This is a genomic window from Amycolatopsis sp. MEPSY49 (assembly GCF_051337345.1).
Taxonomy (GTDB): Bacteria; Actinomycetota; Actinomycetes; order Mycobacteriales; family Pseudonocardiaceae; genus Amycolatopsis.
Map to the genome: position 1 here is coordinate 55,763 of NZ_JBDLYJ010000018.1, position 24,954 is coordinate 80,716.

Below are 24,954 nucleotides of genomic sequence, written 5' to 3' on the forward strand. Positions count from 1 at the left end.
TCTCGATGAAAGAGAACCCAAGCGCGTGCGCCCGGCGAGAGCCACCCCGCCGGTCACCATGAATCGCCGCGGGGATGTGGTGGACGGCCACATGGTCCAGGCCACCGGACCGCCCTAGCGTCGCTGGAAACCCTCTCAACGACGAGAAGGACTCCCCATGCGCAAACTCGCCTTCGCCGGCCTCGCCGCGATCACCGCCGCCGTGCTCACCACCGTCGGGGTGGCGAGCGCCGACCCGCCGCCGTCGTCCCTGGTCCAGGTCTCGAACTTCGGCGCCAACCCGGGCGCCCTCGCGATGTACACGTACACCCCGTCCGGGCTCGAGACCGGACGTCCGGTCGTCGTCGCCCTGCACGGCTGTACCCAGAGCGCGTCGGACTACTACGCCCACTCCGGCTGGCCCGAGCTGGCCGACAAGTGGCGGTTCGAGGTCGTGTTCCCGCAGCAGTCGACGGCGAACAACTCGCTCAAGTGCTTCAACTGGTTCTCCACCGCCGACGACACCCGGGGCAACGGCGAGGCCGCGTCCGTCAAGTCCATGGTGGACAAGGCGATCGCCGACCACGGCTCGGACCGCTCGCGGGTGTACGTCACCGGCCTGTCGGCGGGCGGCGGCATGACGGCGGACCTGCTCGCCGCCTACCCGGACGTCTTCGCCGGCGGCGGCATCAACGCCGGGCTGCCCGCGCAGTGCGCCACGAGCGTCACCCAGGCGACGAACTGCCAGCAGAACAACCAGAACCTGACACCGGCGCAGTGGGCCTCGAAGGTCAAAGCCCAGTACCCCGGCTACGGCGGCCCGTGGCCGCGCGTCGCGATCTGGCAGGGCACCGGCGACTACACGGTCTACCCGGTCAACGGCACCGAGCTGCGCGACCAGTGGACCGCGGTGCACGGCGTCTCCCAGACCCCGACGAGCACCCAGTCGCTGCCCGGCGGCACGACGTTGACGAACTACGCCGACAAGGTCCAGCTGTACTCGATCGCCGGCATGGGCCACGGTACGGCCGTCGACCCGGGCACGGGCGCGACGCAGTGCGGCAGCACCGGCGCGTACTTCCTCGCGGGCATCTGCTCCAGCTACTACACGGGCGTGTTCTGGGGCCTGGACAAGGCTTCCGGCGGCACCACGACCACCGCCACGACACCACCGACGACCACGACGACGTCCACCCAGCCGTCGGGCACCTGCGTGAACGCCAGCAACTACGCCCACACGCAGGCCGGCCGCGCGCACCAGAGCGGCGGCCAGACGTACGCGAACGGCTCCGACCAGGCCATGGGCCTGTGGAACACGTTCACCACGCACGCCCTGCGCGAGACGTCCCCCGGGTACTGGGTCCTCGCCGACGGGCAGTGCTAGCGGACGATCAGTTCAGCAGCCCGGTCAGCAGCACCGCGGTCAGCCGCCGCGCCGACTCGCCGGTCCGTGCCGACGTCAGTGCGGTCAACGCGAGCCGGACGTCGTCGACCGTGACCCGGGGCCGGAGGACGCCGTCGGCGCGGGCCCGCTCGACCAGCCGCGCGAACGCTTCGGCATGCGCGCGGCGCCGGCCGGCGAACTCCGGTCCGGAAAGGACACCGGTCAGCCCCGGCTCCTCGGCCTGCCACTCGCCGAAGCGGTGGAACGTGCGGGTCAGCGCGCGGCGGCTGTCCGGGTCGGCCATCGCGGCGCGCAGCTGCCGCTCGCACCGGTCCACCTGGCCGGCGAGCACGGCCGCGACGAGGTCGGCGCGGGACGGGAAGTGCCGGTGGACGGTCGCCGGGGCCAGGCCCGCGCGCCGCGCGATCTCTCGCACCGGCAGGTCCGGGCCGTGGCGCGCGAAGGCCGTGTGCGCGACCGCCACCAGGTGCCGGCGGTTGTGTTCGGCGTCCGTCCGGCGTTTCCGAGTCAGTTCGTCGGCCACGGTTCTCACTTCCCGTTCGGCGCCGCTGATCGTTCCTAGCGTAGGCGTGGTCAGCGCGTCCGACGTGGAGGAGTGATCGTGTTCGCAAGCCGGTTCGAGCGGTTCGGCCCGCCGGAAGTCCTGTCGGCGGGCGAGCTCCCGGAGCCGCACGCCGGTCCCGGCGAGGTCCGGATCCGGGTGCGGACGGCCGGGGTGTCGCCCGTGGACCTGGCGATCCGCGCCGGGAAGTCGCGGTCGCCGATCGCCCTGCCGCACATCCCCGGCGTCGACGCGGCGGGTGTCGTGGACGAAGCGGGCCCGGGCGCCGAGGTCGGCGACGAGGTGTTCGGCGCGGTCGACGTCGCCCGGCTCGGCGGGGCGACCGCCGAGTTCGCCGTGCTGGCGTTCTGGGCGCCCAAACCGCCGTCGATGCCGTGGGAACAGGCCGGCGCGGCGGCCTCCGGCATCGAGACGGCGACCCGCGCGCTCGACCTCCTCGACGTCCGCGACGGCATGACGCTGCTGGTCGACGGCGCGTCCGGCGGCGTCGGCAGCCTCGTCGTGGGGCTGGCCCTCGCGCGGGGCGCGCGGGTGCTCGGGACGGCCCGCGACCTCGAGTTCGTCGAAAGCCTGGGTGCGACGTCGGTTCCGTACGGACCCGGCCTGCCCGCACGGGTGCCCGGCCGGGCCGACGCGGCTCTCGACGTCGCCGGGAAGGGTTCGCTGCCGGAGCTGATCGAGCTGACCGGGACGCCGTCGTCGGTTGTCACGCTCGCCGACTTCGGCGGCCCGTCCCACGGCGTTCGCGTGTCGACCGGGACGCTGGGCGGCGAGCCGGACGGACGCCACGGCCTGGCGGAAGCGGCGAAGCTGTTCGAAGAGGGCCGGTTCCGCGTGCCGGTCGAGGAGGTCTTCACCGACGCGGCCGCCGCGCACGCCGCCGCCGAACGCGGGCCGCGGCGGGGAAAGCTCGTCGTGGGGGTCAGCGAGTAGACGCCCGGACCGTCGTCGTCCACTCGGCCGTCCGGCCGGCTTCACGAGAGCCCAGCGCGATCAGCGCGCAGTCCCGGCCCTGGTCGAACAGCGACTGCGCGACGGTCGTGAGCCCGGCGCGGCCGGCGTCCGGGTCGTCGTCCCAGCCGGCGACCGCGAGGTCCTCCGGCACGCGCAGGCCGCGGCGGCGCGCGGCGTCGAGGACGGCGAACGCGAGCTGGTCGCTCATGGCGATCACCGCGTCGGGCTCGATGTCGAGGAGCGCGTCGGCCTGCTTCGCGGCTTCGTCACGGTCATTGCGGGCGACGACGGCCACCGGCAGGCCGCCCGGGTCGCCCAGGTGGTCGTAGATGCCGAGGAGCCGCTCCCGCGTGACGGGGAAGGCGATGGAATCGGGCGCCGGCGCGGTTTCCAGCCGGGGCCGGCGGTCGCGGTCGAAGGGGAAGCTGAGCACGGCGGGCCGGCGCGCCCCGGCGAAGGTGCGCGCGGCGAGTTCCCGCGCGGACGCGCGGTTGTCGATGCTGACCACCCGCGCGCCGGCGAAGGCGGGGCCGCCGTGGATCGCGACCGGCTTGCCGAGCCCGCTGACGACGTCGAGCACGGGATCGCCGTCGACGGTCGTCCACACGATGTAGCCGTCGACCGACGCCGACCGGACGCGCTCGACGTCGTCCGCCGCGCCGGTCGTCGGGATCAGGTTGAGCCCGCTGCCGCGCTCGCGGCAGACCTCGGCGACGCCGGCGAGGAACCGGCGGGCCTGCGGGTCTTCGAAGGCGTAGGCGAGGTGTTCGCCGAGCACGACGCCGATGGCGCCGTTGTGCCGGCGGCGCAGCGACCGCGCGGTGGGGTCCGGCCCGCGGTAGCCCAGCTCGGCGGCGACCTCGCGGACGCGGCGCAGCGTCTTGGGCGCGACGCGGTCGGGCTGGTTGTAGCAGTACGACACGGTCATCGCCGAGACCCCGCACCGGCGCGCGACGTCGGCCATCGTCGGTCTGGACATCGCCCCACCCTAGCTGTGTATCGTTAAACAATGCTCGTCGAACCCCGGACACGGCTGGCCCTGGGAGCGCTCAGCGCCGCCTGTTTCGTGTCCGTGACCTCGGAGAACCTGCCCGTGGCGCTGCTGCCGCAGCTCGCGTCCGGGCTCGGCGTCGCGGACTCGTCGGTCGGGCTGCTGATGACCGGGTACGCGCTGGTCGTGGCGGTCTCGGTGGTGCCGCTGGTCGCGCTGACGTCCCGCTGGGACCGCCGGACGACGGCGCTGGTCACGCTCGGCATGGTCGTGGTGTCCAACGTCGTGCTGGCGGTCGCGCCGAACTACGGCGTCGCGATCGCGGCCCGGCTGGTGGCGGCCGCGGGCCACGGCGTGTTCTGGTCGGTCGTCGCGTCGATGGCCGCCCGGCTGCTCGGCCCCGGCCAGGGCGGCCGCGCGACGGCGGTGGTGTTCGCGGGCAACTCCCTGGCGTTCCTGTTCGGGCTGTCGGTGAGTTCGTGGCTCGGCACGACCTTCGGCTGGCGGCTCGCGGTTCTGGTGGTGGCCGGCGTGGCGGCCTTGACGGCGCTGGTGATCCGCGTGACGGTCGCCCCGATGCCCGCCATCGCCCCCGCTTCCGGCTCCCGGATCGCCCTCGACCGCGCCCAGTTCCCGGTCAACGTGACGACGCTGCTGGTCGTGACCGGGCACTTCGCCGCGTTCACGTACATCACGGCGATCATCACGCGCTGGGTCCACCTGACCGGACCGTCGACATCGGCGCTGCTGTTCGCCCACGGAACGGCGGGCTTGGTCGGCCTGGTCCTGATCGGCCGGCACATCGACCACCACCCGCGCGCGACGGCGCTGGTCACGACGGCCGGGCTGGCGATCTGCATGCTGGCGCTGCTGGTGTCCCCGGGGCCGGCGGTCGCGGGCACGGCGATCGTGGCGTGGGCGGGCCCGGCGGCGGGGATCGGCGTGGTCCTGCAGGCGGCGGTCCTGCGGGTGGCGAAGGACCGGCCGGACCTGGCGTCGGCGGTGTACATCGTGGCGTTCCAGATCGGCATCGCACTGGGCGCCGCGCTGGGCGGGCTCGGCTTGGACCACGGGATGCTGCCGCTGGCGGTGCTCATCGCGGCGACGGGCGGGTGGGCGTCGGCGGTCGTGGTGTGGCGGTCGAAGGCGTTCGCCTCAGTCGCCTGAACCGGGCGAGTCGATGTGTTCGACGTAGAGCGGCGACGCGGCCAAGACCACGCCCTCGGCAGTCGGGATGCGTGCGGTCACTCGCGCGTAGCCGGCCATCCACGCCGCCGTGTACTCGGGCTGCAGAGTTCGGGTCAGGTTCCGGACGTCCTCCCAGATGCGGCTCGCGTAAAGCTCGCTGTAGTCCCGGATGGTTTTCGCGGCGTCCGGATCCGTCACCGCCGCGTCGTCCGTCAGGAACAACCGCATCATCTCCGCGAATTCGTGCCACCGTGAGCCGCGGAGCCGTTCGCCGGATTCGCGATCAGGATTCGATCGGGTGTCGAGCAGATGGTGCGCGGAGCCGTGCAGCAGCAGTCGCAGCCGGCCGCCGGTCGGGTACTCCGGGGTCGCGACGCCGGCATCGACGAACACGAGCGCTTCTCCCCGGTGGAAGGAAATGACGCGGTAGGCCATCGGCGCCTCGAAATGCGTCCACGTACCCGGGCGGACCTCGGTGTCGGCGAACCACGAGGGCGCTCGTGAGGACTTCTCCAAGACGTCGACGGCTTTCCTGAGGGACTGGTCGGTCTCCTTCGAAGCCTTCTTCTCGAACTTGGCGCCCGTGCTCACCGGTCCTTTGAGCTCGAGCGAACCTTCGAGTCCCCGGAACGCCGACGCCGTCGGCAAGCCGGGCAGCACTTGCCGCAGTTTGGCGTCGGAGACGTAGACCAGTTCGCGCATGCCGGTATCTTGCCGGACCGGGGTCCGTCGAAGCAGCCTGCCTCAACCACCCAAGCGGTGCACCCGCAGGGCCAGCTGGATTTCCAGCGCCCGGTCCGGTGCCTGCCAGTCCTCCCCCAGCAGCGACGCCACCCGCTCCAGCCGCTGCACCACCGTGTTCACGTGGACGTGCAGCACGTCCTTCGTCCGCGCCAGCTGCGACCCGCTCGCGAAGTACGCCCGCAGCGTCGCCACCAGCTCGGTCCCCCGCCGCGCGTCGTAGTCGAGCACGGGCCCCAGCGTCTGCCGGACGAACCCGTCCAGATCCGCGTGGTCGCCCAGCAGCTGGCCGAGGAACCCGAGCCCCGTCATCGCCGCGCCCTCGCCGGTCCGGCCCAGCGCCAGCAGTGCCCGGACGCACCGCGCCGCTTCGCCGTGCGCCGCGGCGATCGCCGACGGGCCGCTCGCCGGACCCGCCGCCCCCACCGTCACCGGGCGGCCGGTCGCCGTGCCGAGGTCGGCCGCGACGCGCCGGGCCAGCTCGTCCGGGTCGCCCGCGCCCAGCAGGACGACTTCCTCCGCGTGCACGCCCACCAGCGTCGCGTGCCGGGCGGCCGCACTCGCCAGCCGCCGTCGCGAGCCGCCGTCGGCGTGCGCGACCAGGACCGCGTGCGGCGCCGACAGGTCGATCCCCAGCCGGCGACCCCGCGCCAGCAGCGCGCGAGGGTTGCGCTCCGGCGCGGTAAGCAGGTCGGTCAGCAGCTCGCCGCGGACCTCGTCCTCGGCCCGGACCACCGACCGCCGCAGCATCAGCAGCAGCGCCGTCACGACGCCGGCGCGCTCGAACAGCCGCCGGTCCGGGTCGCTGAGCCCGTCGCGGCCGGCCAGCACCAGGCTGCCGAGCTGTTCGGGACCGGCCTGCACCCCGCACACCCAGGTGTCCTTTGTGGACACCGCGCGGCCGGCCGCGCGGGCTGCGGCGAGCGCGTCCGGGTCGAGCGGGGCGGGCGCTGCCGAGCTGGCCAGAAGCGTGCCGTCGGCGTCGTACACCGTGAGGTCGCCGTGCAGCACCCCGGCGACGGCCGCCGCGACGTCCGGCAGGTCGCCGCCGCGCAAAACCAGGTCGGTCAGCCGGTCGTGGGCGTCCTGGGCGCGTTCCATCGCTTCGGTGTGCGCGCGGATGGTCGCGTTGGCCTCGTTGAGCTCGGCGACGGCCCGGCGCGTCTGGTCGAGCAGGTTCGCGCTGTCGAGCGCGATCGCCGCGTGGTCGGCCAGCGACGACAGCAGCGCCACCTCGTCGGGGCTGAACTCCCGCGTCGCACGATCGGACGCGAAGAGCACGCCCAGCACCTTCGGCCCGATGGCCAGCGGGACGCCGAGGATCGCGGTCAGGCCCTCGTCCTTGACGCCGGAGTCGATGTGCCGGGTGTGCTTGAACCGGTCGTCGTTGAAGTAGTCCGCCGTCGCGTACGGCCGCGCGGTCTGCGCGACCAGCCCGCCGAGGCCCTCGCCCATGCCGAGCACGATCTGCTGGAACTCCGCCGACACCGACCCGTCACTGACCCGCACGTACGTCTTGTTCTCGGACTCGCGGTTCAGCGACAGGTACGACACGTCGACGTTCAGCAGCGCCCGCGCCCGCCGGACGATCGACCGCAGCACGGTGTCCGGATCGGACAGCGCGGCCAGCTCGCTCGCGGTGTCGAACAGCGCGCCGAGCTGGGCCTCGCGCCGGCGGTGCTCGGCGAGGGTCTCGCGGATCCGCAGCGCCAGTTCCCCCGCGCTGGCGAGGGCGACCAGGTCGGCCGCGCCGAGCGTGCCTCCGGCGCGGGCGGCCACGACGACGTGCGCCAGCTGCTCGCTGCTCGCCCCGGAGGCGAGCAGGTCGAGCAGCCGGCGCACAGCGTCGGTCGATCCGGTCACGGCCGTCATGCTAGGGCGAAACGGCCGCCGGCTCCGCCTGGACGTCGTCGTCGTGCAGCGATTCGCCGCGCGTCTCGCGGGCGGAAAGCAACGCGATCACCGTGAGGACGCACATCGCGGCGACGTACAGCGAGACCGGCACGGTGCTGCCCCACGCGGAGAACAGCGCGACGGCGATCAGCGGCGCGACGGCGCCCGCGGCGATCGACGACAGCTGCCCGCCGACCGACAGGCCGGTGTAGCGCACCCGCGTCGGGAACTGCTCGGCGAAGAACGCGGCCTGCGGGCCGTACATCGCGCCGTGCAGCACCAGCCCGACGGTCGCCGCCAGCACGATCACCGGAGACGACTTCGTGTCCAGCAGCGCGAAGAACGCGAAGCCCCACAAGGCCATCCCGATCGCGCCGAACAGGTACACCGGACGCCGCCCGACGCGGTCGGACAGCGCGCCCCACAGCGGGATCGTCACGAAGTGCACGGCCGAGCCGATGAGCACCGCGGTCAGGCCCACACCCTTCGGCAGGTGCAGCCCGGTCGTGACGTACACGAGGATGAACGCCGTGATCACGTAGTACGAGACGTTCTCGGCCATCCGCGCGCCGATCGTGATCAGCACCTGGCGCCAGCTGTCGCGGAAGACCTCGACGACCGGCACGTGCTTCTCGGCGCGGCCCTCGGCCTGCTTCTGCGCGGCCAGGAACACCGGCGACTCCGCGACGGCCAGCCGGATCCACAGCCCGATCAGCAGCAGCACGCCCGAGAGCAGGAACGGGACCCGCCAGCCCCACGACATGAACGTCGCGTCGGATTGGGTGGCGGACAGGATCGCCAGGACGGCCGTGGCCAGGAGGTTGCCGCCGGGCGCGCCGCACTGCGGCCAGCTCGCCCAGAAGCCGCGGCGGCGGTCGTCACCGTGCTCGGAGACGATCAGGACGGCCCCGCCCCACTCACCACCCAGCGCGAAGCCCTGGACCAGGCGAAGCAGCGTGAGGAGAAGCGGAGCCGCGACGCCGGCGCTCGCGTACGTCGGCAGGACGCCCATCAGGCACGTCGACCCGCCCATCAGCACCAGGCTGACGATCAGCAGCTTCTTGCGGCCGAGCCGGTCGCCGTAGTGGCCGAAGACGAGGCCGCCGATCGGGCGGGCGAGGAACCCGACGGCGTAGGTCAGGAACGCCAGCAGCGTGCCGGTCAGCGGGTTCGCCGTCGGGAAGAACAGCTTGTTGAAGACGAGGGCGGCGGCCGAGGTGTAGAGGAAGAAGTCGTACCACTCGATGGTGGTGCCGATCAGGCTCGCGCCGACGATCTTGGCGATCGCCGACCGGTGGGGTTGGCTCACTGCGGGCTCCACTTCCTTGTGGTTTGGCGGGTTTTAGCTGGCTTGTGGCGGCTTTTACGCGGCGGTCCAGCCGCCGTCGAGCGGGATGGACGCCCCGGTGACGTGGCCGGCGTGCGGCGAGCACAGCCACGTCACCAGGGAAGCGACGTCGTCGGTTTCGATGAGCTTCTTGATGGCGGCGCGCTTGAGGAGGACCTCGGAGACGACGTCCTCGCGCGGGATGTCGTGCTCGGCGGCCTGCGCGTCGATCTGGTTGTCGACCAGCGGGGTGCGGACGTACCCGGGGTTCACGCAGTTGCTGGTGACGCCGTGTGGAGCGCCTTCGAGGGCGGCGACCTTCGAGAGGCCTTCGAGCCCGTGCTTGGCGGCGACGTACGCGGCTTTGTAGGGAGACGCCCGCAGCCCGTGGACGCTCGACATGTTGACGATCCGGCCCCACCCCCGCGCGTACATCGCGGGAAGGACGTGCCGGATCAGCAGGAAGGGAGCGGTGACCATGAGGGACTGGATGCGCGTGAAGACGTCCGGCGGGAAGTCTTCGAGCGGAGCGACGTGCTGGATCCCGGCGTTGTTGACCAGGACGTCGACCTCGCCGGGGAGGGCATCGATCGTCGTGGGGTCGGTGAGGTCGGCGGCGTGCGCCCAGCCCCCGACCTCGGCGGCGGCGGCTTCGGCGCGGTCCCGGTCCAAGTCGACGACGTGCACCTTCGCCCCGGCCGCGCCGAGCGCGCGGACGCAGGCCAGGCCGATGCCCGAGGCCCCGCCGGTGACGAGGGCGGTGCGCCCGTCCAGATCGCTGGTCATGGACGGGAACGGTAAGCGTGCCCCGGGTCGCGGGCTATGTGCGCGGGAGCTACACCTGGCGAAGATCCGATGGGGCTGAACGACACAAGGTGATCAGGAAGGCATCCCACGATCGGGTGGAGATTTCGAGGGCGCCGCCGGTGCGGTCCTTGGTGTCGCGGATTTTTGCCGCAGGTCCGAGCGCCACTTCGACGCACTTGTCCTCGGTCTCGCTATAACTCGACTTCCGCCACATGCTGCCCTCCCAGGTCGGCGATCACCTCCCCGATGAACTCGCCGCTCTCTCGCTCATCCATCGCCAGCGCCGCCATAGCCTCGGCCGCTGCGCGATAGCCTGCCACTGCTCAGCTCCTGCGGCAGCACGCCGATCAACCTCGCCAGCTCGCGCACGCCGAGGTTCCGGGCCGTCCGGCAAGACCTGAGCCCGAAGCCGAGCGCTCTCGCCCGGGGTGTCGCGAAGGGTGTCGCCATGAGCGCATTCTGTCACCGGGGTCCGACAGTTCCGGCGCCTGCTCGTCGGCTGGTGTCACAAATCCGCGTCAGGTTTCCTGCAGGTCATGGACCCGGACCACGCCCTCCTGACCCGTCTGCGCGACCTGGCCGCGACGCTCCCCGGCGACGTCGCGTGGCTCGCCGGCCCGCCCCTGCGCGCCGACGGTATGCGCGACCTCGGCGAGCGCCTCAGCTGCCTCGGCGCGGACCTGATCGCCCGGGCGGGCGTCCTCGACGACATCGCCGCCGCCCGCCTGCCCGCCCACGGCTGGATCCCCGAGTGCGGGCCGGATCCGCGGCGCCGTCTCGCGCACTACGTCGGCCGCGGCGAGGTCCGGCTCGGCCTCATCTACTACGCGAGCTGCGGCGCGGGCTGCTTCCCGTTCTACGGCACCGATCCGGCGGAGAAGACCGTCCGGCACGAGCGGTGCGACAAGTGCGTCAAGGAGGCCTACCGCCTCACGAGCGTTCCGCCAGCACAGCGAGGTAGTGCACGTTCGTCATGACGCCGAGGACGTTCCCGAAGGGATCGACGACCGACGCCGTCACGAACCCGGGACCCCGTTCGGTGATCGGCTCGTACTCCTTCGCGCCGAGTTCGAGCAGGCGCGCGAACGTCCCTTCGAGGTCGTCGACGTGCCAGCGGACGATCTCGCCGCCCGGCTCGGTCTGCTTGCCCGGCGCGAACTTGGCGTCGATGACGCCCAGCTCGTGCTGGTAGTCGCCGATCCGGAACTCGAAGTACCCGGGCCGTTCGAAGTACGGCTCCATTCCCAGGAACTCCGTGTACCACGCCTTCGCGGCTTCGTGGTCCTCGGCGTAGTACGTCACGGTGGCCATTCCTCGCAGCATGTCTGCTCCTCTCAAGCGGTTCCGGAGTCATCATGCGGAGGCAAAGTGCTCATCAACTGCGCACTTTGTTTGCGACACTTGCTCCATGCGCGCCGACCGTCTTGTCGCCACCTTGCTGCTGATGCAGACGCGCGGCCGCGTCACGGCCGCCGAACTCGCCGCGGAGCTGGAGATCTCCGTCGCGACGGCCCGCCGTGACCTCGAAGCGCTCTCGACGGCGGGCGTGCCGGTCTACCCGCAGCCGGGCCGCGGCGGCGGGTGGCAGCTGATCGGCGGCGCGCGCACGGACCTGTCCGGCCTGACCGCGCGCGAATCACAAGCCCTCTTCCTCCTGGCCGGGCCGGCCGCGGCCGCGTCCCCGGAGGTCAAGTCGGCCCTGCGCAAGCTGATGGGCGCGCTGCCGGGCACGTTCCGCTCGGACGCCGAGGCGGCCGCGGAGGCGATCGTCGTCGACCCGGCGGGCTGGGGCGAACGCGTCAAGGACCGGCCGCCGCTGGTCGAGCTGCTGCGGGACGCGGTGATCGCGCGCCGGCGCGTCCGGTTCACCTACAGCGGGCGCGAGCGGCTGGTGGACCCGTGGGGCCTGGTCGACAAGGACGACGTCTGGTACCTCGTCGCCGGGACCCCGAAGGGGCGCCGGACGTTCCGGGTCGACCGGATCGCCGAGCCCGTCCCGACCGAGGAGACCGCCGACCGCCCGGCGGACCTCGAACTGGCGAAGATGTGGGACGAGGTCGTCGAGGAGATCGAGAAGCGCCGCTCGCTGCTCACCGCGGACGTGGTGCTCGACCGTCGCTACTTCGACGTGTTCCGCGGCCGGTTCGGCAGGCACTGCGAGCTGGTCGCGGACCTGCCCGGCGACCGGGTCCGGGCACGGGTCGCCGCGCCGGCGCCGATCATGATCGCGCAGGAGCTGGCGGGGTGGGGCGCGCTTGTCGAGGTCGAGTCCCCGGAGTCCGTCAAAGCCGAGCTGGCCCGCCTCGGTCGTGAGCTGATTGCCCGGTATGCCCCGAAATGACATGAACGACTCTTTCATGTCGTCAGAGGCCATGAACGAGTCGTTCATGGCGTCGGCGACGGACCTGCGCACACTCCCCGTGGCCGTTATGCTCGGTGAACGGCGTTAATCACTCCACTGTGGACATTAGGAAGACCTACTACGAGTGTCCGTTACTCTCCGGTATCTGGCCGTTCGGAGTATCCCGGATCACCCGTTTGCTGTTACTGTGACGTCTCCGTGACCTGAACGTGTGTTCGGTGATCCCCTGTGGTGAGGGCAGACGATGCGTGACGATGTAGTCGAGGCGAGCGCCGTGGTCGGGCACACGCCGGACGTGGTGTGGCAGATCGTCGGATCGCCTGAGTGGTATTCGAGGTTCGTGCCCGAGATCGCCGGGTGCGAGGTCGTCGAGCACGCCGCGCGCGGCCGGGGGCCCAAGGCCGTGGTCCGGATCGTCCCCGAGCGCGGGCCGTTGATCGAGGCGCAGGTCCAGGCCGTCGTTTATCGGCCGGGCGAGCACGTCGTGTGGTGCGGTGTCCCCGACGAAGGCACGTGGGTCTCGCTCGAGCTGAGACCGCTGGCCGGCGGCAAGACCGAGCTGTTCGTCCGGATGATGCTGCCGCCGTCGCACGCGGATCTCGTGTCGTCGGTGAAGAAGGACGTCCGCGCCCTCGCCCGGCGCCTCGACCTGCACCTCGCCGGCAAACCCGACCCCGACGCCGACCGCGACGGCAACAAGGCCACCAAGCTGCGCACCACGAGCGTCCTGGTGCGCGCCGGCGTCCTGTCCGCGGGCCGCCCCGACAAGATCGCCCGCCAGCTCAGCTCGCTCGCGCAGTGGGGCGCCACCATCGCGGGCGGCTACCAGGCCGCCGCGGCCCGCGTCCCCGACGAGCCCGCCCTGCACGACGAGCGCAGCCTCCGCACCTTCCGGCAGGTCCAGGAGCGCAGCGACCGGCTCGCGAACGGGCTGAGCGAGCTCGGCGTCGGTGAACGCGACCGGATCGCGCTGATGTGCCGCAACCACGCCGCGATGGTCGAGTCGTTCGTCGCCGCCAGCAAGCTCGGCGCCGACCTGATCCTGCTCAACACCGGCCTGTCCGCGGCTTCGGTCAAGGACGTCATCGCCGAGCACCAGCCGGCCGCCGTGCTGGCCGACGACGAGTTCGCGCAGACCATCGCGAACGTCCCGGGCGAATTCGCCCGGATCAGCACGTGGCCGGACGCCGAAACCGGCTACCCCACGGTCGACGAGCTGATCCACGCCGCGCCCGCCGACCCGCCGAAGCCGGTCGACCGGCCGGGCCGCGTCGTCGTGCTCACGTCCGGGACCTCCGGGACGCCGAAGGGCGCGCGGCGCCCCACGCCGAAGGGCATGGGGACGGCCGCGGCGATCCTCGACCGGATCCCGCTGCGCGCCGGCGACCGGATCCTCGTCGCCGCGCCGCTGTTCCACAGCTGGGGCCTGGCCGCGATGCAGCTCGGCATGGCGCTGCGGGCGTCGCTCGCGCTGATCCGCAAGTTCGACGCCGAGGAGACGCTGCGGGCGATCGCCGAGCAGAAGTGCGACGCGCTGTTCGCGGTGCCGATCATGCTGCAGCGCATCATGGACCTGCCCGAGCGGGTCCGCGCGCGCTACGACCTGTCGTCGCTGCGGATCGTCGCGAGCAGCGGCTCGGCGATGTCCGGGTCGTTCGTCACGCAGTTCATGGACACCTTCGGCGACGTCCTCTACAACTTCTACGGCTCGACCGAGGTGTCCTGGGCGAGCATCGCCGCCCCGGCCGACCTGCGCGCGGCGCCGACGACGGCGGGCCGCTGCCCGCTCGGCACGCGCGTCGCGATCCTCGACGAGGACCGCAAGCCGGTCCCGCCCGGCGGCGAAGGCCAGATCTTCGTCGGCAACGACATGCTGTTCGACGGCTACACGAACGGGAAGGACCCGGCGCGCGCGGCGGACCTGATGGCCACCGGCGACGTCGGCTACCTGGACGCGGCGGGCCGCCTGTTCGTCACCGGCCGGGCCGACGAGATGATCGTGTCCGGCGGCGAGAACGTGTTCCCCCGTCCGGTGGAAGAAGCCCTGGTGGCGCTGCCCGGCGTGCACGACGCGGCGGTGGTCGGCGTAGCGGACGCGGAGTGGGGCCAGCGGCTGGCGGCGTACGTCGTCCCGCGGCGCGGCGCCTCGCTGCACGCGGAGGACATCCGCGCGTACATCCACCAGCGGCTGGCCCGGTTCGCCGTGCCGCGCGACGTGTACTTCGTGCCGGACCTGCCCCGCAACGCGACGGGCAAGATCCTCAAGCGCCTGCTGCACGACGACACGTGGCCGGTCACCACCGAGTACTGACCGATCTCAGCCGACCGGCTGACGCAGCACGGTCTTGAGCTTCGCCGGCTCGGTCTTCCGCGGGTCGCCGAGGTAGACCTCGTGGTGCAGGCCGGTCGGCTCGAGCCCGTGCTGCTCCAGGAACTCGTCGTGGAGGCGGGCCAGCAACGGGCCTTCGTCGTCGTACGAACCGATGTGGAGCGCCTGCGCGCAACGGCCTTCGTGCAGCTTCTCGAGGCGGACCGGCGGGTCGATCTTCTTCTTGCGCCGCACCGCTTCCCGGGCTTCCTCGACGGCGTCCTCACCGAGGTGTCCCGGCAAGGAGATCAGCATCGTCCACTGCCAGGAATCCTTGGCGTGCACAGTGAACGCCGTGTAGTCGTCGGCCCACCACAGGCCTTCCAGCGGGGCCACGACGAAGTCCTCGCCGGTGCGTTTCGCCGTCATCTTGATCGTGTACGCGAAGGTGTAGAGCGCTTCGACGGCTTTCTGGTAGCTCTCCGCCGTGTTCGGGTTCCCCCGGCCGTCGATCGCGAGGAACTGCTGTTCGGGCACGTCGAGCAGCGCCCAGTCGGTGTTCTTCGGCGCGTACAGCTGCTTCAGGTCCTTCTTGACGTCGTAGGGCATCAGGCCAGTCCTTCCAGCCAGGCGGCTTCCGCCTCCAGCTGTTTGACGGAGTAGTCGAAGATCGCGCGGACGAACGGCGGGGCGTCGGCTTGCGCGGCCCGGCGCACTTCGACCAGGCGTTCCGCGACGGCTTCGGCGCGCCGGGCCAGCGCGGCGGCGAGCCGCTCGGGCGGGATCGCCGGGCTGTTGGCCAGCCCGGCCAGCAACGGCGGGTGCACCGGACGCAGTTCGGCGATGGCCGCCTCGGCCGCCGCCGCGCAGGCTCGCCGGCCCGCGTCGGTGGCCGCGTACGTCTTCTTGGCCTTGGCGTGCGCGCGCTCTTCCGCGACTTCGGTGACCAGGCCGCGGTCGCGTAGCTTGCCGAGGACGTAGTAGATCGAGCTGAAGCCGAGGGCGGTCCACTCGCGCATGCCGCGTTCGGACACGACTTCGTCCAGCTCGTAGCCGTGCCTCGGCCGCTCGACGACGAGGCCGAGGACGGTCAGCTCCGCGTCGGTCAGCACGCGACTATTCTAGTGCTGGAATAGGCCGGTTCGTCAAGGCTGCCGGAAATTGTCGGTGGGTGCTGGCATGCTTCAGCGAGTACCGGAAAGCGAGGGCGGACAGGTGGGGGGACAGGTGGTGACGGCGGTGCCGTGGACCGCGGAACGCGTGGCCGGGCTGGCGCCGGATCCCGCTTCGGAGAAGGCGGGCCGGGCGCTGGCCGCGCCGGCGAAGTGGTCGGGCGCGGGTGCGTCCGAAGACGCCGTGTGGGGCTTCTGCCAGGGCAGCGGCAAGAAGCCGTACCAGACGTGCGTCGAGCTCGCCGAGCCCGCGTTCCGGTGTTCCTGTCCCAGCCGGAAGTTCCCGTGCAAGCACGCGCTGGGCCTGATGATGTTGTGGGCGGCGGGAAAGGTCGACGCCGCCGCGCCACCCGAGTGGGTGCACGTGTGGCTGGCCGAACGCGCCGACCGGGCCCGTCGCGCGGAGAAACGCGCGGAGGCGGCCGGGCCGAAGGACGAAGAAGCGGCCGCTCGACGAGCAGCGGAGCGGGCGGCGCGCGTCGAAGGCGGCGTCGCGGAGCTGAAGATCTGGCTGACCGACCGGATCGGCGCGGGTTTCGCCGGATTCGAGCGCAGCGGCGGCGAAGAGCTGCGCACGGTGGCGGCGCGGATGGTGGACGCGCAGGCGTCCGGCCTGGCGGGCGGCCTGCGCCGGGCGGCGGGGATCGTCGGCCGCCGCGACTGGCCGGAGGCGTTGCTGGGCGAGCTGTCGCTGGTGTACCTGCTGGCGGATTCGGCGACCCGGCTGGATTCCCTGCCTCCGGCGTTGGCGGAGACCGTCCGCACGCGGCTGGGGTTTTCGGTGGAGACGGCCCGGGTGCTCGAACAGGGAGAGCGGGTGTCGGACGAGTGGCTGATCACGGGCGCGGCGGACGAGGAGAACGACCGGTTGCTGACGCGCCGGACGTGGTTGCGCGGCCGTGACACGGGCCGGGACGCGCTGGTGCTGTCGTTCGCGCCGCCGGGCCGTCCGCTGGATTCTTCGTTGCCACCAGGGCATTTGCTGACGGCGGAGCTGGCGTTCTACCCGGGCGCGGCCCCGTTGCGGGCGTTGGTGGTGGAGCGCGGCATCCCGTTGCCGGCGTCATCGGCGTCCGGCGGGTCGATTTCCGAGGCGCTGGGATCGTACGCGCGGGCGATGGCGGCGGATCCGTGGCTGGAGCGCTGGCCGGTGTTGTTGTCGGGCGTGACCCCGGCGGAACACGGCGGCGGGTGGTGTCTGTCCGAAAAGGACGGAACGGCGTTGCCACTGGTGCCGTACGCGTTCCCGTGGTCGTTGCTGGCGATGTCGGCGGGCTGTCCGCTGACGGTGGCGGGCGAGTGGAGCCAGGCGGGGCTACGGCCGTTGACGTGCTGGCACGAGGACCGGGCGGTGCGGCTGTGAGCTTTTCCCTTACCCACGAACAGGAGGTGCGGCCGTGAAAGCCTGGGAAGACCTCGTCGGCACCGCACTCCTCGGCACCCGCCGTCGCACACTGGACCCCGCCACCCAACCGGCGGCCGTCCAAGACCTCGTCCACGACCGCACCGACCCCGCCGAGCAGCTCCTCGCGGCGGCGGCCGTCCTCACCACCTACCGCCGCGCCGGCCGGCAGCCCCTGCACGACGTCCGCCCCCTGCCCGTCGCGGCCCGCGACGAACGCCCCTTCGTCCCGCCCCTCGCGCGCGAACGCCTGGCCCGCCTGCTCGCCGCGAGCCATCCCGACCTCCTCCTGGAGTGGCTGGGCATCGTCGCCGGCACGGACTACCGCGTCCCGCCCGAAACCCTCCCCCTCCTCGCCGAAGCCGCCCGGAGCAAGGCCGCGCTGCGGGGGCCGCTCGTCGCCGTCGCCGGGCCTGTCGGGGCGTGGCTCGGGCAGCGGAACCCCGACTGGTCCTTCCTCTCCGCGCCCGCCGAAGAACACGCCGACGTCTGGCAGTACGGCAGCCTCGCCCAGCGCCGGCGCTGGCTCGCCGCCAAGCTCACCCAAGATCCCGCCGCGGCCCGCGAAGCCCTCCACAACTCCTGGAAGAGCGAACCCGCCGAGGTCCGCTCGGACTTCCTCGGCGTGCTCGCCGCGCACGTCCGCCCCGAGGACGAAGACTTCCTCGAAGCCGCCCTCACCGATCGCGCGGCGGCCGTTCGCGAACGGGCCGCCGAACTGCTCGGCCGGCTGCCCGGCACGCGGTACGGCGAAAGCATGGCCGAACGCCTGCGGCCACTCGTCCGCCGCCGGGGGCGGGTCCTCGAAGTCACCGTCCCGCACGGCGAACGCGGCGAGGGCACCGTCCGGCTGCGCACGCTCGCCGCCGCCGCTCCCCTGGCCTTCTGGACCGAGTTCGGTCCGCCCGCCGAGGTCGTCCGGATGACCGTCGAAGGCTGCCCGGCCGGCGTCCTGCGCGACTCCTGGGCCACCGCCGCCCTGCGCCAGCGCGACGAAACCTGGGCACAGGCCCTCATCGGCGCCGACCCCGGCGGCCGCACCACGCCGCCGCTGCTCGGCGTGCTCAGCCCCGGGAGCCAGGCCGCCACCATCGGGCACCTGATCGGCCGGCTGCCCGTCGAATCGTTCGCGCGGCTGGTGCACGAGCTGCCCCGGCCGTGGACGAAGGAGCTCGGCACCGCCCTGCTCGACTGGATCGCCCGGCAGGACGACCACCGCCTGGTCTCGCACGCCGCCGTCGTGATCGCGCGCGCCGTCCCGGCGGAGTGCCTGCGCCACCCGCTGGCCACCACCCGCCTGACCATGGACGCCGGGCCGTGGCGCCGGGCGCTCACCGAAACGCTGAACTTCCGCCGCGAAATGTACGAGGAGCTCGCATGACCGCCCCCACCGTCCTCCGGCCGCACGCCGAACAGGACCACGCCGCCGAGCTGGCCGCGCTGGCCGCCGCCGACGAGCGGGCCAAGCCGCCCAACTGGAACCTGTCGCCGTGGGCCGTGGTCGAGTACCTGCTCGGCGGCACCCTGCCGGACGGCACCGTGATCACCCCGAAGTACGTCGGCCCGCGGCGGCTGATCGAGGTCGCCGTCGCCACCCTGGCCACCGACCGCGCGCTGCTGCTGCTCGGCGTGCCCGGCACGGCGAAGACATGGGTGTCCGAACACCTCTCCGCCGCGATCAGCGGGGACTCGACGCTGCTCGTGCAGGGCACCGCGGGCACGTCCGAGGAGTCGATCCGCTACGGCTGGAACTACGCCCGGCTGATCGCCGAGGGCCCGAGCACCGCCGCGCTGGTCGAAAGCCCGGTGCTGCGCGCGATGCGGGACGGCAAGCTCGCCCGCCTCGAGGAGCTGACCCGCATCCCGGCCGACGTCCAGGACTCGCTGATCACAATCCTCTCCGAGAAGACGCTGCCGATCCCGGAGCTGGGCACCGAGGTGCAGGCGCGCCCGGGCTTCAACCTGATCGCGACGGCGAACAACCGCGACAAGGGCGTCAACGAGCTGTCGAGCGCGCTGCGGCGGCGGTTCAACACCGTCGTGCTGCCGCTGCCGGACAGCGCCGAGGCGGAGGTCGAGATCGTCAGCCGGCGCGTGGCCGAGCTGGGCACGTCGCTGCAGCTGCCCGCGGAGGCCGCCGAGCTGGCCGAGATCCGCCGGGTGGTCACGGTGTTCCGCGAGCTGCGCTCGGGCCGCACCGAAGACGGCCGCACGGCGGTGAAGTCGCCGTCCGGCACGCTGTCGACGGCCGAGGCGATCAGCGTGCTGACCGGCGGGCTCGCCCTGGCGACCCATTTCGGCGACGGCGTGCTGCGCCCGCACGACATCGCGGCCGGCATCCACGGCGCGGTCGTCAAGGACCCGGTGGCCGACCGCGCGATCTGGATCGAATACCTCGAGACGGTCGTGCGCGAGCGCGACGGCTGGGCCGACTTCTACCGGGCGGGCCAGGAGATCTCGTGACCACCCACCTGCTCGGCATCCGCCACCACGGGCCGGGGTCCGCCCGGGCCGTGGCGACGCGGCTCGCCGAACTGGAGCCCGACGTCGTGCTGATCGAAGGGCCGCCCGAAGCCGACGTCCTGGTCGAGCTGACCGAAGACCCGGCCATGCGGCCGCCGGTCGCGCTGCTGGCGTACGCGACCGACGACGTCTCGCGCGCCGCGTTCTGGCCGTTCGCGGTCTTCAGCCCCGAGTGGCAGGCCCTGACCTACGCGCGGGAAGCCGGGATCCCGGTGCGGTTCTGCGACCTCCCGGCCGCGAACACGTTCGCCGCGGGCCCGGACGAGCACCCGGCCCCACCCGGCGACCCGCTGGCCGCGCTGGCCTCGGCCGGCGGCTACGACGACCCGGAACGCTGGTGGGACGACGTCGTCGAGTCGCGGCGCGGCGACGAAAGCCCGTTCGAGGTGATCGCCGAGGCGATGACCGCGCTGCGCGAGGGGGAGAAACCGCCACGGGGCAACGAAGGCCGGCGTGAGGCGTACATGCGCTCGGTGCTGCGCCGCACCCGCAAGGACGGCTTCGAGAACATCGCCGTCGTCTGCGGCGCGTGGCACGTGCCCGCGCTGGCCGACCCGCTGCCGCCGGCGTCGCACGACCAGACCGTCCTCAAAGGACTGCCGAAGCGGAAGGTCGCGTGCACCTGGGTCCCGTGGACCCACGGCCGGCTCGCGACGGCCAGCGGCTACGGGGCCGGCGTGCGCTCACCCGGCTGGTACCACCACCTCTTCACCACGCCCGAGGACGTCACCACCCGGTGGCTGGCCGGCGTCGCGGCGGTGCTGCGGGAGGAGGATCTGCCCGTCTCGACCGCGCACGTCATCGAGGCGGTCCGGCTCGCCGAAACCCTGGCCACGCTGCGCGGGCGGTCGTCGGCCGGGCTGGCCGAGGTCACCGAAGCCACCCGATCGGTGCTGTGCGGCGGCGACGAGGTGCAGGTCGAGCTCGTCACGCGGCGGCTGGTGGTCGGCGAACGGCTCGGCGAGGTACCCGACCGGGTGCCGCAGCCCCCGCTGGCCGCGGACCTGACCGCGACGGCGAAACGCCTGCGGCTCAAGAAGGACCCGGTCGTCAAGGAGCTCGACCTCGACCTGCGCACACCCGGCGGGCTCGACCGGTCGAAGCTGCTGCACCGGCTGCGCATCCTCGGCATCGAGTGGGGCAGCCGGGAGGCGTCGGCGCGGCGGAACAAGGGCACGTTCCGGGAAACCTGGGCGCTGGCCTGGGAGCCGTCGTTCGAGGTCGACCTGGTCGCGGCCGCGGTGTACGGCACGACCGTACCGTCGGCGGCCACCGCCGCGGTCCGCGGCGCCGTCGAGGGCACGCCCCCGCTGGACGAGGTGACCACGGCCGTCGAGAACTGCCTGCTCGCCGACCTGCCGGAGGCGCTGCCCGAGGCGCTCGCGGCGCTCGACGCGCGCGCGGCGGCGGACGCGGACGTCGCGCGGCTGATGTCGGCGCTGCCCGCGCTGGCCAGGGCGACCCGCTACGGGAACGTACGCGGCACCGACACCGGCGCGCTGCGCGCGGTGGCCGACCGCATGCTCGACCGCATCTGCGCCGGGCTGCCGCCGGCGACGCACGGCATCGACGACGACGCCGCGGCCCGGATGGCCCAGCTCGTCGACGGCGTGCACGACGCGACGTCGCTGCTCGGCGAGGAACCCAAGGAGCGTTGGCTCGCGGCGCTGGCGCGGCTGGCCGAACGGCCGTCACTGCCGCCGCTGCTGGCCGGTCGCCTCACGCGGATCCTGCACGACGCCGGGTTGCTCGACGCGCTCGACATCGAACTGCGGCTGGGCCGGGCGCTCACCCCGGGCATCGCGCCGTCGGCGGGCGCGGCGTACGTCGAGGGCTTCTTCGACGGCGGCGCGCTGCTGCTGGTCCATGACGAAGGCCTGCTGCGGGTGATCGACGCGTGGCTCGCGGCGATCCCCGCCGACGTCTTCACCGAGGTGCTCCCGTTGCTGCGCCGGACGTTCGGCGCGTTCAGCGGGCCCGAGAAGCGGGCGATCGGGCACCGGGCGGCGGGGCTCGACGGCACCGCGGCGGTCGTCGCGGTGGCCGAGGAACTGGACGAAGACCGGGCGGAGCGTGTGCTGCCTGTGCTGGCGACGTTGCTGGGGGTGGGAGTGTGAGCGCGGACACTGAGCGGACTCGGCGGTGGCGGCTGGTGCTGGGCGCCGAAGGTGCGGGCGAAGGGTCGGGCCTGGCCGACGCGCAACTGTCCGATGAGGACAGTGGCGTCGACTCGGTGCTGGCCGCTCTGTACGACAAGCCGGACGAGGAGGCGACAGGCGGCCCGCGCAGCGCGAACCTGGGCGCGTCGGCACCGCGGGTCGCACGCTGGCTGGGCGACATCCGGCGGTACTTCCCGAGCACCGTCGTGCAGGTGATGCAGCGCGACGCGGTCGACCGGCTGGGGTTGACCCGGATGCTGCTGGAGAAGGAGCTTCTGTCGGCGGTCGAGCCGGACGTGCACCTGGTCGGCACGCTGCTGTCGCTGAACGGCGTGCTGCCGGAGGAGACCAAGGAGACCGCACGCGAGGTCGTCCGCAAGGTCGTCGAGGAGCTTGAAGAGCGGCTGGCCGAGCGCACGCGGGCGGCGATCAAGGGGGCGCTGGACAAGGCGTCGCGCACGCACCGGCCCCGGCCGGGCGACGTCGACTGGGCGCGCACGATCCACCGCAACCTCAAGCACTACTCCCCCGAGCTGCGGACGATCGTGCCGGAGCAGCTGATCGGCTACGGGCGGCGGCAGCAGGCGGTGCAGCGGGACGTGATCCTGGCGGTCGACCAGTCGGGGTCGATGGCGGAGTCGGTGGTGTACTCGGGGTTGTTCGGCGCGGTGCTGGCGTCGATGCGGGCGTTGCGGACGTCGTTCGTGGCGTTCGACACGGAGGTCGCGGACCTGACCGAGCACCTCGCCGACCCGGTGGACGTGCTGTTCGGCACCCAGCTGGGCGGCGGAACGGACATCAACCGGGCGATCGCGTACTGCCAGGGCCTGGTCGGCCGGCCGGAGCAGACGCTGCTGGTGCTGATCAGCGACCTGTACGAGGGCGGCGACGAGGACGAACTCCGCCACCGGATCGCCGAGTTGGTGGGCGCGGGGGTCCAGGTGGTGACGCTGCTGGCACTGTCGGACTCGGGAGCACCGTCGTACGACCACGAGAACGCGGCGGCGCTGGCGGAGCTGGGGGTCCCGGCGTTCGCGTGCACGCCGGACCAGTTCCCGGAGCTGATGGCCGCGGCGGTGAGGGGCGACGACCTGCAGTCCTGGGTCGCGCGGGAGACCAGCTGAGTTGCGGAATGAAACTGAGCGGCGGGTGGTTGGGAGGAGTGTGGGCCGGGGTGCCCACAGGAAGGACGGCTCGCCATGAAGGTCCGCAGCTCGATCCGCTCGCTCGCTCGCCAGCCGGGTGCCCAGGTCATCCGCCGGGGGACGAAGGTGCTGGTGATCAACAAGGACAACCCGCGCAACAAGGCCCGCCAGGGCTGACGCCCGGAGGGGGTTGCGCGGCCGGGCCGGGTGGCCCGGCCGGGCCCGGCCGCGGCAATCTCAGCGACTGACCCGGCGGCGAGGGGACGGCCCGCCAGCGGCGGACGGCGCAGGGCCGGTGGACCCGGCCAAGCCTCCGACCGCGGCTGTCCGATTGTCGCGCGCCAGCCGGCGCACTTCGCGCCGCGCAGGCGGCCGGCACCGGCCGCCCTACGGCTACACCGCAGGGCAGGCGTCCCCGGCCAAGCCGGTTACCGCGCCGCGGCTGTCCGATTCTTGCGCGCCCGCCGGGCGCACCTCGTGCCGCGCAGGCGGCCGGCACCGGCCGCCCTACGGCTACACCGGAGGGCAGGCGTCGCCGGCCAAGCCGGTTACCGCGTCGCGGCCGCCCGGTCCTCCGCTCGGCCGAACCGCATGACTCCGTCGTCGACCCGGCCGAGCCGCATGTCCGCGAAATCCAGCAGATAGTTCTGGCGCATCATCCAAGGCCGCTTCTCGCCCTGCTTCGGCAGGCCGGGAGCGGCTCTCTTGATGTACCCCGACGCCAGGTCCACGATCGGCCGCGGCCGGCCCGCCGACGACGCCGACTCCGCGTCCGGTGCGCAGTAGGCGAACCCGCGGCGATCCAAATACCCCAGCAACCGGCACACGTACTGCGACGTCAGGTCCGCCCGCAGCGTCCACGAGTTGTTCGTGTACCCCACGCACCACGCCAGGTTCGGCACGCCGCCGAACATCATCCCCTTGTACGCCCGCTGGTCGCCCGGCACGACAGCGCGGCCGTCCACCGTCAGCGCGATCCCGCCGAACGCCACCAGCCGCAGACCCGTCGCCGTCACGATGATGTCCGCGTCCAGCGCGCGGCCGGACTCCAGAAGAACTCCGGATGACGTGAACCGCGAGATCCGGTCCGTCACGATGTCCGCCTTGCCCGACCGCAGAGCCCGGAACAGGTCCGCGTCCGGCACCAGGCACAGCCGCTGGTCCCACGGGTCGTACGACGGCACGAAGTGCGGGTCCACCGGGATCGACGCCGGCAGCTGCGCCGCCACCCGCTTGCGCAACGCCAGCGACGCCCGGCGCGGCAACCGCCGCATCAGCTGGAAGAACAGCGTTCCCATGACCACGTTCTTGCCGCGCACCACCCGGTGCGCGAGCTTCTCCGGCAGCAGTGCCCGCAGCCGGTCGGCCAGCGCGTCCCGGCCCGGGCGCGCCACGATGTACGACGGCGACCGCTGCAGCATCGTCACGTGCGAAGCGCGCGATGCCAGCGCCGGGACCAGCGTCACCGCCGTCGCGCCGCTGCCGATCACCACGACCCGCTTGCCTGTGTAGTCCAGCGACGACGGCCAGTGCTGCGGATGCACGATCTCGCCCGCGAACTCCGAACGCCCCGGGAAGTCGACCACGTGCCCCGAGTCGTACGAGTAGTAACCACTGCACAGGTACAGGAACCGGCAGGTGAACGTCGCGCCGTGCGCCGTCGAGACCGTCCACCGCGCCGACGAAGACGACCACGACGCCCGCACCACACGATGGCCGAAGCGGATCCGATCGACCACGCCGAAAGCCTCCGCAGTTGAGCGGATGTACGACAGGATCGCCGGGCCGTCCGCGATCGCCTTCGGGTCCTTCCACGGCCGGAACGGGTAACCGAGCGTGAACATGTCCGAATCGGACCGGATGCCCGGGTACCGGAACAGGTCCCAGGTTCCGCCGATCGTGTCACGCGCCTCGAGCACCGCGTACGTCTTGCCCGGCAGCCGCTCCTGCAGCCGGCAGGCCGCGCCGACCCCGGACAGCCCGGCCCCCACGATCAGGACGTCGAGGTGTTCGGTCATGAAAACCAGCCTAACCGA

Annotated in this window: 24 protein-coding genes; 12 read left to right on the forward strand and 12 right to left on the reverse strand. The window is 72.6% G+C overall.

Features of this window, described 5'->3' with window-relative positions; all coding sequences use genetic code 11:
• Nucleotides 1–157: 157 nt before the first annotated feature.
• Nucleotides 158–1,363, forward strand: a complete 1,206-nt coding sequence (locus ABFJ78_RS44920) for an extracellular catalytic domain type 1 short-chain-length polyhydroxyalkanoate depolymerase (RefSeq protein ID WP_436393558.1) — start codon at nucleotides 158–160, stop codon at nucleotides 1,361–1,363.
• 7 nt (nucleotides 1,364–1,370) lie between these two features.
• Here ABFJ78_RS44920 and ABFJ78_RS44925 read toward each other — a convergent pair whose 3' ends face one another.
• Complete coding sequence (locus ABFJ78_RS44925; RefSeq protein ID WP_436393559.1) at nucleotides 1,371–1,907, reverse strand: TetR/AcrR family transcriptional regulator; 537 nt, start codon at nucleotides 1,905–1,907, stop codon at nucleotides 1,371–1,373.
• Between the two features lie 78 nt (nucleotides 1,908–1,985).
• On the opposite strand from ABFJ78_RS44925, the gene ABFJ78_RS44930 reads away from it, so the two are divergent.
• On the forward strand, nucleotides 1,986–2,879 hold the full coding sequence (locus ABFJ78_RS44930) for an NADP-dependent oxidoreductase (RefSeq protein WP_436393560.1): 894 nt from the start codon (nucleotides 1,986–1,988) through the stop codon (nucleotides 2,877–2,879).
• Here the strand turns inward: ABFJ78_RS44930 and ABFJ78_RS44935 are convergent.
• The gene (locus tag ABFJ78_RS44935; RefSeq protein ID WP_436393561.1) at nucleotides 2,869–3,879 is read right to left on the reverse strand and encodes a LacI family DNA-binding transcriptional regulator; all 1,011 of its coding nucleotides are present in this window, start codon (nucleotides 3,877–3,879) and stop codon (nucleotides 2,869–2,871) included. The two genes, ABFJ78_RS44930 and ABFJ78_RS44935, sit on opposite strands and share 11 nt — an antisense overlap.
• 30 nt (nucleotides 3,880–3,909) lie before the next feature.
• Here ABFJ78_RS44935 and ABFJ78_RS44940 point away from each other — a divergent pair, with 30 nt between their 5' ends.
• Nucleotides 3,910–5,058, forward strand: coding sequence for an MFS transporter (locus ABFJ78_RS44940; RefSeq protein ID WP_436393562.1), 1,149 nt, complete (start codon nucleotides 3,910–3,912; stop codon nucleotides 5,056–5,058).
• On the opposite strand, the gene ABFJ78_RS44945 is transcribed toward ABFJ78_RS44940, so the two are convergent.
• The 6 genes from ABFJ78_RS44945 to ABFJ78_RS44970 are packed head-to-tail and all read right to left on the reverse strand — an operon-like array spanning nucleotide 5,047 to nucleotide 10,167.
• Nucleotides 5,047–5,781, reverse strand: coding sequence for an SAVMC3_10250 family protein (locus tag ABFJ78_RS44945; RefSeq protein WP_436393563.1), 735 nt, complete (start codon nucleotides 5,779–5,781; stop codon nucleotides 5,047–5,049). The two genes, ABFJ78_RS44940 and ABFJ78_RS44945, sit on opposite strands and share 12 nt — an antisense overlap.
• A gap of 42 nt (nucleotides 5,782–5,823) precedes the next feature.
• On the reverse strand, nucleotides 5,824–7,692 hold the full coding sequence (locus ABFJ78_RS44950) for a helix-turn-helix domain-containing protein (protein WP_436393564.1): 1,869 nt from the start codon (nucleotides 7,690–7,692) through the stop codon (nucleotides 5,824–5,826).
• A 1-nt stretch (nucleotide 7,693) separates the two neighbouring features.
• A complete protein-coding gene (locus tag ABFJ78_RS44955) occupies nucleotides 7,694–9,022 on the reverse strand; it encodes an MFS transporter (RefSeq protein WP_436393565.1) in 1,329 nt (442 codons plus the stop codon).
• A 54-nt stretch (nucleotides 9,023–9,076) separates the two neighbouring features.
• Nucleotides 9,077–9,826, reverse strand: coding sequence for a 3-hydroxybutyrate dehydrogenase (locus tag ABFJ78_RS44960; protein ID WP_436393566.1), 750 nt, complete (start codon nucleotides 9,824–9,826; stop codon nucleotides 9,077–9,079).
• 49 nt (nucleotides 9,827–9,875) lie between these two features.
• Nucleotides 9,876–10,061 (reverse strand): DUF397 domain-containing protein, encoded by a 186-nt coding sequence (locus ABFJ78_RS44965; RefSeq protein WP_436393567.1) that lies wholly within the window; start codon nucleotides 10,059–10,061, stop codon nucleotides 9,876–9,878.
• On the reverse strand, nucleotides 10,039–10,167 hold the full coding sequence (locus ABFJ78_RS44970; RefSeq protein ID WP_436393646.1) for a hypothetical protein: 129 nt from the start codon (nucleotides 10,165–10,167) through the stop codon (nucleotides 10,039–10,041). The genes ABFJ78_RS44965 and ABFJ78_RS44970 overlap by 23 nt, the downstream gene beginning before the upstream one ends.
• A 216-nt stretch (nucleotides 10,168–10,383) precedes the next feature.
• Between ABFJ78_RS44970 and ABFJ78_RS44975 the strand changes: the two genes are divergently transcribed.
• Nucleotides 10,384–10,824: a hypothetical protein gene (locus ABFJ78_RS44975; RefSeq protein ID WP_436393568.1), complete on the forward strand. Its 441-nt coding sequence runs from the start codon at nucleotides 10,384–10,386 to the stop codon at nucleotides 10,822–10,824.
• Here the strand turns inward: ABFJ78_RS44975 and ABFJ78_RS44980 are convergent.
• The gene (locus ABFJ78_RS44980) at nucleotides 10,778–11,170 is read right to left on the reverse strand and encodes a VOC family protein (RefSeq protein WP_436393569.1); all 393 of its coding nucleotides are present in this window, start codon (nucleotides 11,168–11,170) and stop codon (nucleotides 10,778–10,780) included. The two genes, ABFJ78_RS44975 and ABFJ78_RS44980, sit on opposite strands and share 47 nt — an antisense overlap.
• Nucleotides 11,171–11,255: 85 nt before the next feature.
• On the opposite strand from ABFJ78_RS44980, the gene ABFJ78_RS44985 reads away from it, so the two are divergent.
• Both ABFJ78_RS44985 and ABFJ78_RS44990 read left to right on the forward strand, forming a co-directional pair.
• Nucleotides 11,256–12,188 carry a helix-turn-helix transcriptional regulator gene (locus ABFJ78_RS44985; RefSeq protein WP_436393570.1) on the forward strand — a complete coding sequence of 311 codons (933 nt, stop codon included), beginning with the start codon at nucleotides 11,256–11,258 and terminating at the stop codon, nucleotides 12,186–12,188.
• A 265-nt stretch (nucleotides 12,189–12,453) separates the two neighbouring features.
• Nucleotides 12,454–14,520 carry an AMP-binding protein gene (locus tag ABFJ78_RS44990; protein WP_436393571.1) on the forward strand — a complete coding sequence of 689 codons (2,067 nt, stop codon included), beginning with the start codon at nucleotides 12,454–12,456 and terminating at the stop codon, nucleotides 14,518–14,520.
• A 6-nt stretch (nucleotides 14,521–14,526) separates the two neighbouring features.
• On the opposite strand, the gene ABFJ78_RS44995 is transcribed toward ABFJ78_RS44990, so the two are convergent.
• Together ABFJ78_RS44995 and ABFJ78_RS45000 are read right to left on the reverse strand one after the other, a co-directional pair.
• On the reverse strand, nucleotides 14,527–15,126 hold the full coding sequence (locus ABFJ78_RS44995; protein WP_436393572.1) for a GyrI-like domain-containing protein: 600 nt from the start codon (nucleotides 15,124–15,126) through the stop codon (nucleotides 14,527–14,529).
• Entirely contained in the window at nucleotides 15,126–15,629 is a 504-nt protein-coding gene (locus tag ABFJ78_RS45000) for a PadR family transcriptional regulator (RefSeq protein WP_436393573.1), read from the reverse strand. Before ABFJ78_RS45000 ends, ABFJ78_RS44995 begins: the two co-directional genes overlap by 1 nt.
• A gap of 103 nt (nucleotides 15,630–15,732) precedes the next feature.
• Here ABFJ78_RS45000 and ABFJ78_RS45005 point away from each other — a divergent pair, with 103 nt between their 5' ends.
• From ABFJ78_RS45005 to ABFJ78_RS45030, 6 genes are all read left to right on the forward strand, one after another.
• Nucleotides 15,733–17,052, forward strand: a complete 1,320-nt coding sequence (locus ABFJ78_RS45005; RefSeq protein WP_436393574.1) for an SWIM zinc finger family protein — start codon at nucleotides 15,733–15,735, stop codon at nucleotides 17,050–17,052.
• A gap of 34 nt (nucleotides 17,053–17,086) precedes the next feature.
• Nucleotides 17,087–18,472, forward strand: a complete 1,386-nt coding sequence (locus ABFJ78_RS45010; RefSeq protein WP_436393575.1) for a DUF5691 domain-containing protein — start codon at nucleotides 17,087–17,089, stop codon at nucleotides 18,470–18,472.
• Nucleotides 18,469–19,554, forward strand: a complete 1,086-nt coding sequence (locus tag ABFJ78_RS45015) for an ATP-binding protein (RefSeq protein WP_436393576.1) — start codon at nucleotides 18,469–18,471, stop codon at nucleotides 19,552–19,554. The genes ABFJ78_RS45010 and ABFJ78_RS45015 overlap by 4 nt, the downstream gene beginning before the upstream one ends.
• Nucleotides 19,551–21,731: a DUF5682 family protein gene (locus ABFJ78_RS45020; RefSeq protein ID WP_436393577.1), complete on the forward strand. Its 2,181-nt coding sequence runs from the start codon at nucleotides 19,551–19,553 to the stop codon at nucleotides 21,729–21,731. The genes ABFJ78_RS45015 and ABFJ78_RS45020 overlap by 4 nt, the downstream gene beginning before the upstream one ends.
• Nucleotides 21,728–22,897 (forward strand): VWA domain-containing protein, encoded by a 1,170-nt coding sequence (locus ABFJ78_RS45025; RefSeq protein ID WP_436393578.1) that lies wholly within the window; start codon nucleotides 21,728–21,730, stop codon nucleotides 22,895–22,897. Before ABFJ78_RS45020 ends, ABFJ78_RS45025 begins: the two co-directional genes overlap by 4 nt.
• A 75-nt stretch (nucleotides 22,898–22,972) precedes the next feature.
• Entirely contained in the window at nucleotides 22,973–23,095 is a 123-nt protein-coding gene (locus tag ABFJ78_RS45030) for a ribosomal protein bL36 (protein WP_086684836.1), read from the forward strand.
• A 371-nt stretch (nucleotides 23,096–23,466) separates the two neighbouring features.
• Here the strand turns inward: ABFJ78_RS45030 and ABFJ78_RS45035 are convergent, their stop codons facing one another.
• A complete protein-coding gene (locus tag ABFJ78_RS45035) occupies nucleotides 23,467–24,936 on the reverse strand; it encodes a flavin-containing monooxygenase (RefSeq protein ID WP_436393579.1) in 1,470 nt (489 codons plus the stop codon).
• Nucleotides 24,937–24,954: the final 18 nt, after the last annotated feature.

What these genes read in the sequence shown, in the direction of transcription:
- ABFJ78_RS44945 (WP_436393563.1), bottom strand. Translation starts at nt 5,781, where the DNA reads ATGCGCGAACTGGTCTACGTCTCCGACGCCAAACTGCGGCAAGTGCTG.
- ABFJ78_RS44965 (WP_436393567.1), bottom strand. Translation starts at nt 10,061, where the DNA reads ATGTGGCGGAAGTCGAGTTATAGCGAGACCGAGGACAAGTGCGTCGAA.
- ABFJ78_RS44990 (WP_436393571.1), top strand. Translation starts at nt 12,454, where the DNA reads ATGCGTGACGATGTAGTCGAGGCGAGCGCCGTGGTCGGGCACACGCCG.
- ABFJ78_RS44980 (WP_436393569.1), bottom strand. Translation starts at nt 11,170, where the DNA reads ATGCTGCGAGGAATGGCCACCGTGACGTACTACGCCGAGGACCACGAA.
- ABFJ78_RS45035 (WP_436393579.1), bottom strand. Translation starts at nt 24,936, where the DNA reads ATGACCGAACACCTCGACGTCCTGATCGTGGGGGCCGGGCTGTCCGGG.
- ABFJ78_RS44960 (WP_436393566.1), bottom strand. Translation starts at nt 9,826, where the DNA reads ATGACCAGCGATCTGGACGGGCGCACCGCCCTCGTCACCGGCGGGGCC.
- ABFJ78_RS45030 (WP_086684836.1), top strand. Translation starts at nt 22,973, where the DNA reads ATGAAGGTCCGCAGCTCGATCCGCTCGCTCGCTCGCCAGCCGGGTGCC.
- ABFJ78_RS44935 (WP_436393561.1), bottom strand. Translation starts at nt 3,879, where the DNA reads ATGTCCAGACCGACGATGGCCGACGTCGCGCGCCGGTGCGGGGTCTCG.
- ABFJ78_RS44985 (WP_436393570.1), top strand. Translation starts at nt 11,256, where the DNA reads ATGCGCGCCGACCGTCTTGTCGCCACCTTGCTGCTGATGCAGACGCGC.
- ABFJ78_RS44950 (WP_436393564.1), bottom strand. Translation starts at nt 7,692, where the DNA reads ATGACGGCCGTGACCGGATCGACCGACGCTGTGCGCCGGCTGCTCGAC.
- ABFJ78_RS44920 (WP_436393558.1), top strand. Translation starts at nt 158, where the DNA reads ATGCGCAAACTCGCCTTCGCCGGCCTCGCCGCGATCACCGCCGCCGTG.
- ABFJ78_RS44975 (WP_436393568.1), top strand. Translation starts at nt 10,384, where the DNA reads ATGGACCCGGACCACGCCCTCCTGACCCGTCTGCGCGACCTGGCCGCG.
- ABFJ78_RS45015 (WP_436393576.1), top strand. Translation starts at nt 18,469, where the DNA reads ATGACCGCCCCCACCGTCCTCCGGCCGCACGCCGAACAGGACCACGCC.
- ABFJ78_RS44940 (WP_436393562.1), top strand. Translation starts at nt 3,910, where the DNA reads ATGCTCGTCGAACCCCGGACACGGCTGGCCCTGGGAGCGCTCAGCGCC.
- ABFJ78_RS44995 (WP_436393572.1), bottom strand. Translation starts at nt 15,126, where the DNA reads ATGCCCTACGACGTCAAGAAGGACCTGAAGCAGCTGTACGCGCCGAAG.